This is a genomic window from Pseudomonas sp. NyZ201 (assembly GCF_049860765.1).
GTDB classification, from domain to species: domain Bacteria; phylum Pseudomonadota; class Gammaproteobacteria; order Pseudomonadales; family Pseudomonadaceae; genus Aquipseudomonas; species Aquipseudomonas bharatica.
In genome coordinates this window covers 4054136-4068316 of the sequence record NZ_CP187557.1, presented here as the reverse complement: position 1 = coordinate 4068316, position 14181 = coordinate 4054136, and the positions used below count along the sequence as shown (strand labels likewise).

General features: G+C 62.9%; 13 protein-coding genes and 1 tRNA gene. 11 read left to right on the top strand and 3 right to left on the bottom strand.

All coding sequences use genetic code 11. The features are described from left to right. Positions 1 to 125: 125 nt before the first annotated feature. Entirely contained in the window at positions 126 to 1028 is a 903-nt protein-coding gene (gene hpaA, locus ACPFMA_RS17995) for a 4-hydroxyphenylacetate catabolism regulatory protein HpaA (RefSeq protein WP_064304449.1), read from the top strand. Between the two features lie 119 nt (positions 1029 to 1147). Here hpaA and ACPFMA_RS17990 read toward each other — a convergent pair whose 3' ends face one another. Together ACPFMA_RS17990 and ACPFMA_RS17985 are read right to left on the bottom strand one after the other, a co-directional pair. Continuing rightward, positions 1148 to 2335 (bottom strand): LLM class flavin-dependent oxidoreductase, encoded by a 1188-nt coding sequence (locus ACPFMA_RS17990; protein WP_425928385.1) that lies wholly within the window; start codon positions 2333 to 2335, stop codon positions 1148 to 1150. A gap of 12 nt (positions 2336 to 2347) precedes the next feature. Then, positions 2348 to 3571 (bottom strand): lipase family protein, encoded by a 1224-nt coding sequence (locus tag ACPFMA_RS17985; protein WP_420058455.1) that lies wholly within the window; start codon positions 3569 to 3571, stop codon positions 2348 to 2350. Positions 3572 to 3865: 294 nt separating this feature from the next. On the opposite strand from ACPFMA_RS17985, the gene ACPFMA_RS17980 reads away from it, so the two are divergent. After that, on the top strand, positions 3866 to 4930 hold the full coding sequence (locus ACPFMA_RS17980) for a sigma-54 interaction domain-containing protein (RefSeq protein ID WP_420058454.1): 1065 nt from the start codon (positions 3866 to 3868) through the stop codon (positions 4928 to 4930). On the opposite strand, the gene ACPFMA_RS17975 is transcribed toward ACPFMA_RS17980, so the two are convergent. After that, a complete protein-coding gene (locus ACPFMA_RS17975) occupies positions 4931 to 6541 on the bottom strand; it encodes an inorganic phosphate transporter (RefSeq protein WP_425930608.1) in 1611 nt (536 codons plus the stop codon). 186 nt (positions 6542 to 6727) lie between these two features. On the opposite strand from ACPFMA_RS17975, the gene ACPFMA_RS17970 reads away from it, so the two are divergent. The 9 genes from ACPFMA_RS17970 to ACPFMA_RS17930 all read left to right on the top strand — a co-directional run bounded on the left by ACPFMA_RS17970 (position 6728) and on the right by ACPFMA_RS17930 (position 14024). After that, positions 6728 to 7159: a GNAT family N-acetyltransferase gene (locus tag ACPFMA_RS17970; protein ID WP_425928384.1), complete on the top strand. Its 432-nt coding sequence runs from the start codon at positions 6728 to 6730 to the stop codon at positions 7157 to 7159. Positions 7160 to 7293: 134 nt separating this feature from the next. Next, complete coding sequence (locus ACPFMA_RS17965) at positions 7294 to 7647, top strand: helix-turn-helix domain-containing protein (protein WP_009394223.1); 354 nt, start codon at positions 7294 to 7296, stop codon at positions 7645 to 7647. Between the two features lie 134 nt (positions 7648 to 7781). Then, positions 7782 to 8423, top strand: coding sequence for a response regulator transcription factor GacA (gacA, locus tag ACPFMA_RS17960; protein WP_009394222.1), 642 nt, complete (start codon positions 7782 to 7784; stop codon positions 8421 to 8423). Positions 8424 to 8425: 2 nt separating this feature from the next. Continuing rightward, positions 8426 to 10249: an excinuclease ABC subunit UvrC gene (gene uvrC, locus ACPFMA_RS17955; RefSeq protein ID WP_425928383.1), complete on the top strand. Its 1824-nt coding sequence runs from the start codon at positions 8426 to 8428 to the stop codon at positions 10247 to 10249. A gap of 33 nt (positions 10250 to 10282) precedes the next feature. Beyond that, positions 10283 to 10843 (top strand): CDP-diacylglycerol--glycerol-3-phosphate 3-phosphatidyltransferase, encoded by a 561-nt coding sequence (gene pgsA / locus ACPFMA_RS17950; RefSeq protein ID WP_009394220.1) that lies wholly within the window; start codon positions 10283 to 10285, stop codon positions 10841 to 10843. A gap of 65 nt (positions 10844 to 10908) precedes the next feature. Next, a tRNA-Gly gene (locus ACPFMA_RS17945) sits at positions 10909 to 10984 on the top strand. A gap of 161 nt (positions 10985 to 11145) precedes the next feature. Then, complete coding sequence (locus ACPFMA_RS17940; protein ID WP_064302947.1) at positions 11146 to 11409, top strand: hypothetical protein; 264 nt, start codon at positions 11146 to 11148, stop codon at positions 11407 to 11409. Next, entirely contained in the window at positions 11406 to 12179 is a 774-nt protein-coding gene (locus tag ACPFMA_RS17935; RefSeq protein WP_425928382.1) for a Fic/DOC family protein, read from the top strand. Before ACPFMA_RS17940 ends, ACPFMA_RS17935 begins: the two co-directional genes overlap by 4 nt. Positions 12180 to 12329: 150 nt before the next feature. After that, complete coding sequence (locus ACPFMA_RS17930; protein WP_425928381.1) at positions 12330 to 14024, top strand: ShlB/FhaC/HecB family hemolysin secretion/activation protein; 1695 nt, start codon at positions 12330 to 12332, stop codon at positions 14022 to 14024. The last annotated feature ends 157 nt before the right edge of the window (positions 14025 to 14181 follow it).

Here is a 14181-nt window from a genome sequence, read left to right as displayed (position 1 = left end):
ACGTGGGTAATTGTTAATGTGTTAACGTTATAATTAAGATGTTAACGAAATGCAAGCTGCCGATCGCCGGGCGCAGGGGTAAGCTGGCGGGCAGAACAAGAAAGCGGCAAGAGGTGAGGGCAGTCATGAGCGATCGCACGCCGATCCCCAACATCAACATCGGCCAGGTCTACGACCAGCGCTACAGCGACTCGGAAGTGCATTACGACAAGCTCGGCAACCTGGCCGGGTTTTTCGGGCGCAACATGCCGGTGCACCGCCATGACCGGTTTTTCCAGGTGCACTACGTCAAGTCGGGGACGGTGCGGGTCTACCTGGACGACCAGCAATACGTCGAGTCCGGGCCGATGTTCTTTCTGACGCCGCCGACCATTCCACACTCGTTCGTCACCGAGGCGGATGCCGACGGGCATGTGCTGACGGTGCGCCAGCAACTGGTGTGGCAGTTGCTTGAAGCCGACCCCGGCCTGGCGCCGGGAGCCCAGGTGGCGCCGGCCTGCGTGGCCTTGAGTGGCCTGGAAGGAAAGTTCGCGGTCGAGGCGCAGCGCCTGGAAGTGCTGTTCGACCTGTTGCATGGGGAAGTGGAAGGAACCGAGGCGGGCAGGGAGGCGGCGCTGCACAGCCTGACCCGGCTGCTGATGACCAGCCTGCTGCGCCTGTGTGCCAGGTCACTGCCGGCGCGGACCACGCGGCATGAGGACTTGCACATCTTCCATCGCTTCAATGAACTGATCGAAGCCCATTACCTAGAGCACTGGCCGCTGTCGCGCTATGCCGAAGGCATCGGGGTGACCGAGGCGCGGCTGAACGATGTGTGCCGGCGAATCGCCGACCTGCCGTCCAAGCGCCTGGTGCTGGAAAGGGTGATGCAGGAGGCCAGGCGGCTGCTGCTGTTCACCGGAAATTCGGCGAACGAGATCTGCTACAGCCTGGGGTTCAAGGATCCGGCGTATTTCAGCCGGTTCTTCATGAGGTATGCGCAGGTGACGCCGGGGGAGTACCGGTTGCGGCAGGGCGGGTTGCGCTAGGGTGTTCTCTCTGGCCCTATCGCCGGCAACGCCGGCTCCCACAGGGTTCAGCGGTGTACCCAATACCTGTGGGAGCCGGCGTTGCCGGCGATGAGGCCCGAAAGAGCAATGAAGAGCTATCAGCCAGCCACTTTAAGCCCAGGCAAAGCAGCCCGCTTCAACGCCTCCCGCTCCCCGCGGAAATGCGGAAGGATATGCTCCCCCAACCGATAAGCCTCCTCCAGATGCGGATACCCCGCCAGGAAGAACACATCGATCCCCAGTTCGTTGTACTCGCGGATCCGCGCCACCACGTTTTCATAGCTGCCCACCAGCGCCAGCCCCGGCGGAATGCCGATGTAGCCGAAGCCCGCCCAGACGTTCGGGTAGATGAAGAAGTCGTCGAAGCGCTTGCTTTGCTCGCGGTCGCCGTATTCTTCCTCATAACTGAGCTTGCGCGCGGTGCGCAGCCCGGCATGGGCCGCCGCGGCCTTGATGGTGTTCTTCGCCACGCCTTCGTCGAAGAAGCGCTTGGCCTCGGCATGGGCCAGTTCCTCGGTTTCGCGGGTGATCACATCGATGGACAGTCCGAAGCGGATATCGCTGCGCCCGTACTTCAATGCCCGCTCGCGGATATCGGCGATCAGTTCACGGATCCTGTCCGGATGCTCGGCACGCATCAGGTAGAAGTCGGCATGCTTGGCGGCGAACTCCCGCGCCGGGATCGATGACCCGGCGGTGCAGATCAGCGGCAGTTCGGCCTTTTTCTGCGGGCCGCTCAATCCGCCGCCGCCAGCCTTGAAGAAGCGCCCGTCGTAATGGAAGTTCTCCGAGTTCCAGTAGCCGCGCACTACGTCCATGAACTCGGTGGCGCGCTCGTAGCGCTCGTCGTGCTCGAAGAAATCCCCGACCTGGCGCTGCACCGCATCAGAGCCACCGTTGATGATGTTCCAGATCAGCCGGTTGCCGGTGGCGCGCTGGTAGGTGGCGGCCTGCTGCACCGCGACCCACGGGGTGTAGTGGTACGGCTGGAAGGCTGCCACGTAGTTCAGCGTGCGGGTTTCCCGGGCCAGCAGCGAGCAGACGGTCCAGGGCTCTTCGCCATAGGGCGCGTTGACCATCAGCACGCCGCCGAAGCCGTTGATCTCCGCGGCCTTGGCGATCTGCCCCAGGTAGTCGATGTAGGTGAAGTGGTCACCGACGCGAAAGCCCGATACCGCGCCGGTGCTGTCGCCGCCGGGGTGCCAGTCGCCGCGGTTGCGCGGGTCGCCCGGGAGGAACTGGGTTTCGCCGTGCAAGGGCAGGCGGGTGAAGAATTCGATACTCATGGGGCGCTGTCCTTATTGCACGCTGGGGTTGCAGACCGGGGCGACGGTTTCGCCGGCGAAGACCTTGCGGGCGAACGGCAGCGAGTCCTTGAGCGAGGCATTGACCGTCTCGCTATGGCCCAGCCCCTTGTACAGATGGCCCTCGACCACCGAGCCGGCCTTGCAGGCGTCCTGCATCAGGGCGACCTGGGTCGAGGCGGCGGGGGTCTTGTCCTCGGCGCCGGTGCCGATGAAGATCGGTTGTGCCAGCTTCAGGGTCGGGTAGCTGACCTGCGCCTGCCAGGCCTTCAGTTGCTCGCCGTCATTGGCCTTGCGCGTATTGGCCGGGGTCAGGCCGGTGCCGATCACGTCGGCGGTCAGTTGTGCCAGGCAACTGGTGCGGGCCTGTTCGAACAGCGGCAGGGCCTTGTCGGTGTAGTAGTCGCGCGGGTCGATCTTCGGGTTGTACTGCTGCGCCGCAAGCAGGGTGTAGAAACCGTAGGCGAGGGCGGCATCGACCTTGTTCGGGTCCTGCTCGCCGACGTTCTTGCTGCCGACGGTGTAGATCACCCCGGTGCCGACGCTGCCCTTCAAGCCCAGGTCCGGCGCGTAGGTCGGCGCATAGGCGGCCGCGGCGAAGGCGCCGGCGCCACCCTGGGACTGGCCGAGCACCAGCACCTTGTTGGCCAGGCCCGGGACGCCGGCGATCACCGCCCTGGCGGCGTCGAGAATGCCGTAGGCGGCCATGCGGTTGTTCAGCAGCGGATGGCCGCCGGGGACGCCGAGGCCCTGGTAGTCGGTGGCGACGATGGCATAGCCCTCGTTCAGCCAGCGCGCCAGGTACTGCACGTCACGATAGGAGCGCCCCGACCAGGACGGCGCGCAGATGTCCGCCACGCCAACCGTGCCATGGCCCCAGGTCACCACCGGCCAGCCACCTTCCGGCGCCTTGCCGTGGGGGATGAACAGCGCGCCGGAAACGGCGATCGGCGTCTTGCCGTCGATACCGTCGGTGGAGCTGTAGAGGATGCGCAGTTGCGAGGCGGCGCCGGGCAGGCTGAGGGTCTGCTCCAGGGGTTCGCTGCGCAGCAGTTTGCCCGGTGTGGCGGGGATCGCCTTGTCGAAGGTGTAGAACGCCGAGACCCGGCCGTCGCCTTGCAGCGGATCGGGCTTGGGTGCGTAGGTTTCGGCGGCCAGGGCAGTCAGTGACAGGGTCAGCAGGCTGAGGCCGATGGTGAGGGCGTGGGGCAGTTTCATGAAGGGTCCTTGAGCGAGACGACGGTCGATACCCTCACCCTTGAGCGAAAGCCATGCCAGTTATCCGGGAAAGCCCCGCAGGCCTTGCCTGGCGCAGCTTTGCGCCGGGCGGCCGGACGCCGGTGGCGGTCGCTGTGCTGACCAGGGAGCACCTCGGTGCTGGCTGATTGCTGCTGGAGCAGCAATCCATCCGCTTGATTCTTTTGGGAATATACAAATGCAAATTAATAATTATTTGTTCTAATTTGTTTCGTGCACTATGAAGGCGCGCCACCCATGCCAGGAATGCCTTCTATGTCGCTGATTACCCATCCCAATGCCCGCGAGTTGAGCAAAACCGTTCGCGCTACCGTCCTGGTGTTCAAGGACCCGCGTTCCCAGGAACTGCTCAGCCGCATCGAGCGCCTGGCGCCCAGCGAAGCCAATACGCTGATCATCGGCGAGACCGGGACCGGCAAGGAACTGGTGGCGCGGCATATCCATCAACTCAGCCGTCGTGGCCGCGAGCCGTTCGTGGCGGTGAACTGTGGCGCCTTTGCCGAAACCCTGGTGGAAAGCGAGCTGTTCGGCCACGAGAAGGGCGCCTTCACCGGGGCGACCAATGCCAAGGCCGGCTGGTTCGAGGCGGCCAACGGCGGCACGCTGTTCCTCGACGAGATCGGCGACCTGCCGTTGAACATGCAGGTCAAGTTGCTGCGGGTGTTGCAGGAGCGCGAGGTGGTGCGCCTGGGCTCGCGCACGCCGATCCCGATCAATGTGCGCTTGGTTGCCGCCACCAACGTCAACCTGGCCGACGCAGTGGTGGCGGGGAATTTCCGCGAGGACCTGTTCTACCGCCTGCACGTGGCGACCATCCGCCTGCCGCCATTGCGCGAGCGGCCGGGGGATATCCTGCCCCTGGCCGAATTCTTCCTTGAGGAACACTGCCAGCGCCTGGGCTACAACCGCGCCAGCCTCAGCCCGGAAAGCGAACGCAAGTTGCTGTCCCACAGCTGGCCGGGGAATATCCGCGAACTGGAAAACGCCATCCACCACGCCTTGCTGGTGTGCCGCCAGCAACGGGTGCAGCCGGGTGACCTGCACCTGGTGGACATGCGTCCGACCGGGGTGCGCCACGAGGAGCATGCCCTGCCGCAACGCCTGCCGGCCGCACCGCCGGATCTGGAAGCGGCGCTGACGGCGCTGTTCGAACAGAACATCCCCGACCTCTACGAGCATATCGAGGAGACCGTGTTCCGCACCGCCTACCGTTTCTGCCACGGCAACCAGTTGCAGACCGGGCGCCTGCTGAACATCAGCCGCAATATCGTCCGCGCGCGGCTGGAGAAGATCGGTGAACTGCGCAGCAACAGCGCCTGATCAGATAAAGCGGGTCAGCAGCCAGTACAAGGTGGCGGAAAGCAGGATCGACATCGGCAGGGTAAGGATCCAGGCCATCGCCAGGTTGCGGATGGTCCTGCCCTGCACCCCGGAGCCGTTGGCGACCATGGTCCCGGCCACCCCTGAAGACAGCACGTGGGTGGTGGACACCGGCAGGCCGAAATGGTCCGCAGCGCCTATGGTGCACATGGCCACCAGTTCCGCCGAGGCGCCCTGGGCGTAGGTCAGGTGGGTCTTGCCGATCTTCTCGCCGACGGTCACCACGATGCGCTTCCAGCCGACCATGGTGCCCAGGCCAAGGGCCAGGGCCACGGCCACCTTGACCCAGAGCGGAATGAAACGCGTGGCATCGTCGATCGCCCCCTTGAACTGCTGCACGGTCTGGCGCGTGGCGGTGTCCACCTCCAGCAGCCCGTGCTTGTCCATCAGGCGGATCGCCTCGCTGGTCAGGTACATGTCGTTGCGCACGTTGCTCACCGCCTCGGCGGGAATGCCGGCAATGCCATAGCTGTCCACCTGGTGACCAATGTCCCCGGCCAGCGCGGCGAGCGCCGGAACCAGCAGGGGGCTGGCTTGCGGAGTGCGGATGAACTGGGTCAGGACCTCGCGTGGTTTCGCGTTGAGCAGGGGCTCGGTGATGTAGCCCGAAAGTGCCTGGCGCGTGTCCTCGGCGACCACGACGAACTGCTGCGATTGTTCCTCCGGCATGGTCCGGTTCAACGCGTAGGCCATGGGCAGGGTGCCGACCAGGATCAGCATGATCAGGCCCATGCCTTTCTGTCCGTCGTTGGAACCGTGGGCGAAGGACACGCCGGTGCAGGTGACGATCAGCAGGCTGCGGATCCACAGCGGTGGCGGCTGGTCGCCCTTTGGCGCTTCGTACAGGGCGCGGTTCTTCACCAGCTTGCGCAGGCCCAGCAACAGCACGGCGGCGCAGGCGAAACCGAGGATCGGCGAAAACAGCAGGGCATAGCCGACCTTGCCGGCCTGGGCCCAATCGACTCCGGAGGTGCCGTCGCGCCCGTGCATCAGCGCATTGGCCACGCCGACGCCGATGATCGAACCGATCAGGGTGTGCGAGGAAGACGCCGGCAGGCCCAGCCACCAGGTGCCGAGGTTCCAGATGATCGCCGCCAGCAACAGGGCGAAGACCATGGCGAAGCCGGCCGAGGAGCCAACCTGGAGAATCAGTTCCACCGGCAGCAGGGCGATGATGCCGAAGGCCACCGCGCCGCTGGAAAACAGCACACCAAGAAAATTCCACAACCCCGACCAGACCACGGCGAAGCGCGCCGGCAGGGAATTGGTGTAGATCACCGTGGCCACTGCATTGGCGGTGTCGTGGAAACCATTGACGAATTCGAAGCCCAGGGCGATCAGCAGCGCCAGGCCGAGCAACAGGAAGGGGGTCCAGGTGGTGATTACCGTGCCGCTGGCGTCGATATCGCGCAGCAGGCTCCAGGCGGTGTAGAGCAGGGCGCCGATCAGCAGGCTGCAGAAAACCACGGCGGGGGTTCGGCTCGCGCGGGAGCCGGCGGAGGGTGTAGCGAGCACGGCCGAGGGAGTGGCGGCGCTGGTCTGGGTAGTCATGAACGGGTCCGGGGGCGACATTTTCAGGCTCCTGCCTGTACCAGGGCAGCGTACTAGCATAGGCACTGATCGAGCTGACGCCAGTCAATGAAAGCGGGTGTAAGCTCCATTGATTTCAGTGATGGAGGGGTGGCTCATGATCCGTTGGCGACAGGTCCTTGCAGCATCGAACGGGCAGCGCGCGCCATGACCCTGCAACTGCGCCGGGCCGGCGACCTCGACCTGCCCTTTGCCCGTGACCTGACCCGGCGCGGCATGCTGCGCTACTACTGCGAATTCGACCTGCTGTGGCAGGACGAGGCCTTCGACCAGGCCTGGGGCTGGCGCGAGCAATGGCTGGTCATGGACGACGAACGGCGCCTGGGCTTTTGCAGCCTCAGCCAGGACATGCGTGCGTTGTATATCCGCGAACTGCATATCGCCCAGTCGTGCCACGGTCGGGGCACAGGCACCTGGGTATTGCGCGAATTGAACGCCTGGGCGGCGCAGCGGCGGTTGTCGTGGCTGCGTTTGACCGTATTCAAAACCAATCCGGCCCGTCAGCTTTATCTGCGTGAAGGATTTTGCGAAGAAGGCACCGAGGAATGCTTCATCCGCATGCAGCGCAGCGTCCGCTGACACCCTTCGAAAGGCGTAGGATGGCTTGTGCAGGACTTCGCCGCGCAGGCATAGTTCACGCTTGTTGACGGTGCAGTGGATGTACCGGGTTTCCTACCCGCTATCGGGTGTTTTGCAAAGGATTATGTATTCGTATGAAGGGTATTGGACTACGTCTCAGGGAAGAACGTGAACGCCTCGGCCTCACCCAGCGGGCATTTGGCGACATCGGCGGGGTCGAGCCCAACGCCCAGGGCAAATATGAAAGTGGCGAGCGCACCCCGCGTGCGGACTATCTCGCAGCGGTCGCGGCACGCGGGGTGGACGCCCTCTATGTGCTCAGCGGCGTGCCGACGCCGGCAACCCTCGACGATCTTCGCCCCGGCGAAAACCATCTGCTCGACTGCTACCGGCGCTTGCAACCGGCGGATCAGCAGGCTGTAAGACATCTCCTGGAGAGCTTGGCGGGCAATGCCGTGTCGCCTGTAGGCAAAGTGGCATCGGCTTGATACGACAGAGCGAAACCGGAGCGTCGAAAAAATGAAATCTGACGTCATATTCGTGACGCAATCTGTTAGGTCCCCCCTGCGATTTTTTGATAAGGTGGCCGGATCCAATTCAGACCGTAAGGCGAGGTGTCTGCTTGATTAGGGTTCTGGTGGTCGATGATCACGATCTGGTACGTACCGGTATAACCCGCATGCTGGCCGACATCGACGGTCTGCAGGTGGTGGGCGAAGCCGACTCCGGCGAAGAAGCGCTGAAGAAGACCCGCGAACTGAAGCCGGACGTGGTCCTGATGGACGTGAAAATGCCCGGAATCGGTGGCCTCGAAGCCACCCGCAAGCTGTTGCGCAGTCACCCCGACATCAAGGTGGTAGCGGTCACCGTCTGTGAAGACGATCCGTTCCCCACCCGCCTGCTCCAGGCCGGCGCCGCCGGTTACCTGACCAAGGGCGCGGGGCTGGAGGAAATGGTCCAGGCCATTCGCCTGGTGTTTGCCGGGCAGCGTTACATCAGCCCGCAGATTGCCCAGCAACTGGCACTCAAATCCTTCGAGCCGAAGAACGCATCGCCGTTCGACAGCCTGTCGGAGCGGGAAATCCAGATCGCCCTGATGATCGTCGGTTGCCAGAAGGTGCAGATCATTTCCGACAAACTGTGCTTGTCGCCGAAAACGGTGAACACGTACCGTTACCGCATCTTCGAAAAACTCTCGGTCACCAGCGATGTGGAACTCACCTTGCTGGCGGTCCGCCACGGTATGGTTGATGCCAACCTCTGAACATGACCCCCGCGTTTGATCCAAGTGCTTTTCTGGCGACCTGCAGCGGCCGTCCGGGTGTCTACCGGATGTTCGACGCTGGCGGTCGCCTGCTTTACGTAGGCAAGGCCAAGAATCTCAAGAAACGCCTGGCCAGCTATTTCCGCAAAACCGGCCTGGCACCCAAGACCGCTGCGCTGGTCGGGCATATCGCCAATGTCGAGACCACCATCGTCTCCAGCGAGACCGAGGCGCTGCTGCTCGAACAGACGCTGATCAAGGAATGGCGCCCGCCCTACAACATCCTGCTGCGTGACGATAAATCCTACCCCTATGTTTTCCTGTCCGACGGCGAGTTCCCGCGGCTGGGCATCCACCGTGGTGCCAAGAAGCAGAAGGGCAGGTACTTCGGGCCCTATCCCAGTGCCGGCGCGATCCGCGAGAGCCTGAGCCTGTTGCAGAAGACCTTCCACGTTCGCCAGTGCGAGGACAGCTACTACGCCAACCGCACCCGGCCGTGCCTGCAATACCAGATCAAGCGCTGCAAGGGGCCGTGCGTCGGCCTGGTGGACAGCCAGGAATACGCCGACGATGTACGCCACTCGGTGATGTTCCTCGAAGGCCGCAGCCATCAACTGACCAACGAGCTCAACGCCGACATGGAGAAGGCCGCCATGTCCCTGGAGTTCGAAAAGGCCGCCGAGCTGCGCGACCAGATCGCCCTGCTGCGCCGGGTCCAGGACCAGCAAAGCATGGAGGGCGGCAGCGGCGACGTCGATGTGGTCGCGGCGTTCGTCAACCCGGGCGGCGCCTGCGTGCACCTGATCAGCGTGCGCGGCGGGCGGGTGCTGGGCAGCAAGAACTTCTTTCCCCAGGTGGGTATCGAGGAGGAGGTGGCCGAGGTCATGTCGGCCTTCCTGTCCCAGTACTACCTGGGCAACTCCGAGCGTGAACTGCCTGCGGAACTGATCGTCAACGTGCTGCACGAAGACTTCGATGCCCTGCGCGACGCGGTGGAAACCCTGCGCGGCCGTGAGTTGAGCATCAGCCACCGGGTGCGTGGTACCCGCGCCCGCTGGCAGCAACTGGCGGTGACCAACGCCGAGCAGGCATTGATGGCCCGTCTTGCCAACCGCCAGCATATGGCGGCGCGTTTCGAGGCCCTGGCCGAGGTGCTCGGTCTGCCCGAGGTGCCGCAGCGCCTGGAGTGCTACGACATCAGCCACTCCAGCGGCGAAGCCACGGTGGCCTCGTGCGTGGTGTTCGGTCCGGAAGGCCCGCTGAAGTCGGATTACCGCCGCTTCAATATCGAAGGCGTCACCGCCGGCGACGACTATGCCGCCATGCAGCAGGCCCTTACCCGGCGCTATGGGCGGATCAAGGACGGCGAGGGCAAATTGCCGGACGTGCTGCTGGTGGACGGCGGCAAGGGCCAGCTGAACATGGCCCGGGAAGTGATGCAGGCGCTGCAGGTGCCCGACCTGACCCTGCTCGGCGTGGCCAAGGGCGTGACGCGCAAGGCCGGTTTCGAAACGCTTTACCTCAACGATGTGCAGCATGAATTCACCTTGCGCGGCGACTCCCCGGCATTGCACCTGATCCAGCAGATCCGCGACGAGGCCCACCGTTTCGCCATCACCGGCCACCGCGCCCGGCGTGGCAAGGCGCGGCGCACGTCGAGCCTGGAAGATGTCGCCGGGGTCGGGCCGAAGCGCCGCCGCGACCTGCTGAAACATTTCGGCGGCCTGCAGGAATTGTCCCGTGCCAGTGCGGAAGAAATCGCCAAGGCGCCGGGAATCAGCAAAAAGCTCGCCGAGTCGATTTATGACAGCCTGCATAGCGAGTAGAATCCTCCGCTCACCTTGTGGCCAGTTGTCCTGATGAATATCCCGAATCTGCTTACAGTTCTTCGTGTCTTGCTCATCCCGATCTTCATTCTGCTGTTCTATCTCCCGTATCACTGGAGCTACGTAGCAGCCAGCAGCGTGTTCGCCATCGCCGCCGCCACCGACTGGCTCGATGGCTACCTGGCCCGACGCCTGCAGCAGAGCACGCCGTTCGGCGCCTTCCTCGACCCGGTGGCGGACAAACTGATGGTTGCCGTGGCGCTGGTGCTGCTGGTGCAGGTCCACGCCAACCTGTGGCTGACCCTGCCGGCGGCGGTGATCATCGGCCGCGAGATCGTGGTCTCGGCGTTGCGCGAATGGATGGCGGAGCTGGGGGCGAGGGCGCATGTCGCGGTTTCCAACCTGGGCAAATGGAAGACTGCGGCGCAGATGCTGGCGCTGGTCATCCTCCTGGCCAACCCACCGGCCTTCACCGCCTGGGTAGTGCTCGGCTATGCCTTGCTGATGATCGCGGCGGGCCTGACCCTGTGGTCCATGCTGCATTACCTTCGTGCCGCCTGGCCGCACCTGCGCGAAGGCTCCGAGAAAAAATAAAGTTTTTTGAATCAAGGGCTTGACGATATATTTCAAGTCTATACAATGCCCACCATCAAGACGACGCGGGAATAGCTCAGTTGGTAGAGCACGACCTTGCCAAGGTCGGGGTCGCGAGTTCGAGTCTCGTTTCCCGCTCCAAATATGGCGCTTCAGAGTGATTTCTTTGGTCACTCTGGAGTGAAAGAAAAAGGCCCTTCGGGGCCTTTTTTCGTTTATGCCATATACCTTCTTCCCTCTCCAGCACGCCTGTCTGCTCAATGGACACCATGCTAAGATTTGGTCAGGACTGGAGACCTGAAATGACCCGATCTTCTGATATCAGTGTTGCCACTGAAGTACGAAAGCTTGCCAAAAAGCATAACGTTACCGCAGCGCGTGACGGGGTGAGTGGTATGGCAGTGACTATCAGTCGCCTGGCTGGTGACGTTGTCAATCTGGACGTTGTCGAGCAGTTGTTGGTGAACCTTAAAAGGAAAGGCGTGCTAAGCAAGGTTGAGATCATTGCGCTTCAAGGGCGCTATCTCGCTGAAAAGAGGCGCACCAGGAAACCGATCAGCGCATGACTTTTGACCCGTTCGGAGATTTCGAGACGGCAGGTTATCTGCAGAACGCGCTGCAGCTCAAAGATTCTATCGAGGTTAAAGAGTCGGAGCATTTGGCATTCGAAGCCAGTATCGAGGATGCGCTCGCATTTCTGAAGAATGAGCGTTCGATCGGCTACGCCGCAGTTCTCAAGGTCCATGAAATTCTCTTTTCAGCCTTTTACCCCTGGGCCGGTAGAGACCGAAATGAGCTTGTGCCGCATCTTGCCGTCTTCAAGGGCGTGCATGGCGATCCCGACAGTACCGTATTTGAACATCCTGCACAGATCAGGCTAGCTGTGGATTATGCGCTTCAAATGGCGGGCAATGGTGAACGCTTTCGGGCCCGCCCTGGAGAGGTCATGGGGCAACTGGCATTTGCTCACCCGTTCCTGGACGGTAATGGGCGCACTCTATTGCTGGTGTTCATGGAGCTTTCGTTCCGGGCAGGTTTCGCCATCGATTGGTCAAAAACGCAGAAGGATCTGTATCTGCGTGCCCTCAGTGACGAAATTCGCGATCCGTCGACCGGGCATCTTGACCGCTATCTACAGCCGTTTGTGGTAGAAATTTCCAGCCGGGAAGAGTGGCCGGGGATCATCAGCGGTATCAAAGGGCTGGATGGGCTGGACAAAGAGGGCATTACGTACGAAAGCCTCGATAATCCAGAAATTCAGCAGATCTACAAAACCTATCGTACTACTGCAAAGGCACTGATGACCGGTAAGGCGAAAGCTGAAACCGAGTCGTGATTCGGGCCTCTTTTCCCGCTCCAAGCGTTGCGTCGAATTTGTCCCAGGACGAATGAACCGACTCATGCCCAAGACTTGACGCCATTTTTCCAGCTTACTAATATCGCCCAGCCAATGATGGCATAGTGATACCGGCAAGGATTCTGGCTCATGCATTTCCACCACCTCGCGATGAGGTTGTGCCTTCTGGCCCTGAGCCTGGGCGCCACTCTACCGTCCCTTGCCGCCACCCCGGGCGACCAGGACCTGATCCGCGATCGACAGGACCGCCTGCTCCAGGAGCAGCAACGCCGCCTTGAGGAACTGCGCGATCTACCGGGCCAGTCCGCCACGCCGTCGGCTGCCCCCGCCGCCCCCGATACCCGCTGCTTTCCCATCGACACCATCGAGATCAAAGGCGCCGACCAGTTGTCCCCGGCCGACCGCGAGGGCTTGGTCAAGCCGTGGCTCGGCCAGTGCCTCGGTGTCGAGCAGCTCAACGCCTTGCTCAAGGCTGTCACCGATCATTACCTGGCCCGTGGCCTGGTCACCAGCCGTGCCTACCTGCCGCAACAGGACCTGAGCAGCCGCCACCTGGAAATCCAAGTGGTCGAAGGCCGCCTCGAAGGACTGGATGGCCACGGCGTGTCGCCCCGCGAACTGGCGATGACCTTTCCGGGGCGGGTGGGCGAACTGCTCAACCTGCGCGATATCGAGCAGATGGTCGACCAGCTCAATCGCCTGCCGTCCAACCAGGCCAAGATGGAACTGGTGCCCGGCAGCAACGTCGGTGGCAGCAGGGTGCAGGTTGGCAATACACCGAAAAAACCCTGGCGCGCCAGCATTTCGCGCAACAACGACGGCCAGCTCGCCACCGGCGAACAGCAGTGGGGCTACGGCCTGGAATGGGACAGCCCGCTGGGCCTGGCGGACCAGCTCATGCTGCGCGGCGGCCATGACGCCGTGAGTGATCACCAGCGTACGTCCCACAGTGAAATGCTCTTCTACAACTTGCCCTGGGGCTGGTGGAACTTCAGCTACTCGTACAGCCAGAGCGCCTACCGCTCCCGGGCCGAGGCCAACAACTTCACCTTCAAGCAGACCGGCGATACGCAAAACCACCAGTTGCGCGCCGAACGGGTGATCCATCGCGACAGCCTGTCGAAAACCTCGCTCAACAGCGGCATCGCCTACCTGCGCTCGAACAACTACATCGAAGACAGCCGCCTGGAGAACAGCAGCAACCGCCTCAGCGAAGCCCAGTTCGGCATCAACCATGGCCGGCGTATCGGCAATGCCTTCGTCAACCTCGACCTCGGCATGCAGCAGGGCATCGGTGCCTTCGACGCCCAGGCCGATCGCCAGGAGCAGCCCGGCGACCCCGATGCCCGCTACCGCAAGTACAGCCTTACCCTCAGCTACCTGCAGCCGTTCAGCCTGTGGGGCGAGAATTTCAGTTTCAGCAGCCTGGCCACTGGTCAGCGCAGCGAGGATCCACTGTACAGCCCGCAACGCCTGAGCCTGGGCGGGCTGTCGTCGGTGCGCGGCTATAAGGACCAGTCCTTGACCGGCGACAGCGGCGGCTACTGGCGCAACGACCTGCGCTGGAGTCGCCCGGTCACGCTTGGCTGGCTGCAGCCGGTGCTCGGCGAGTACGGCGCCAGCCTGGGCTACGACCGCGGGGTGATCCGCGGCGATCGCTACAACGGCGACCAGCACGGCCAGGTCTCCAGCCACTCCATCGAATTCTTCGCCCGCGGCCAGCACCTGGCCGCCAGCGTGACCTTTGCCCATTCCCTGGAGCGCCCGGACGTGATCACCGAGCGCGAAACCCCCGTTTACTTCCGCGTGGAGCTGCTCTTGTAAGCATAGGTATCTAACACACCCCAATCATGTACAACCCAGCCCTCTGTGGGAGCGGCTGTTAGCCGCGATTGGGCGCGAAGCGGCCATAAAACCTGTGCCTTCGGAGTGTCAGGCAGACCTGGGACTCAGGTTTTATGACGGCTTCGCCGCCGATCGC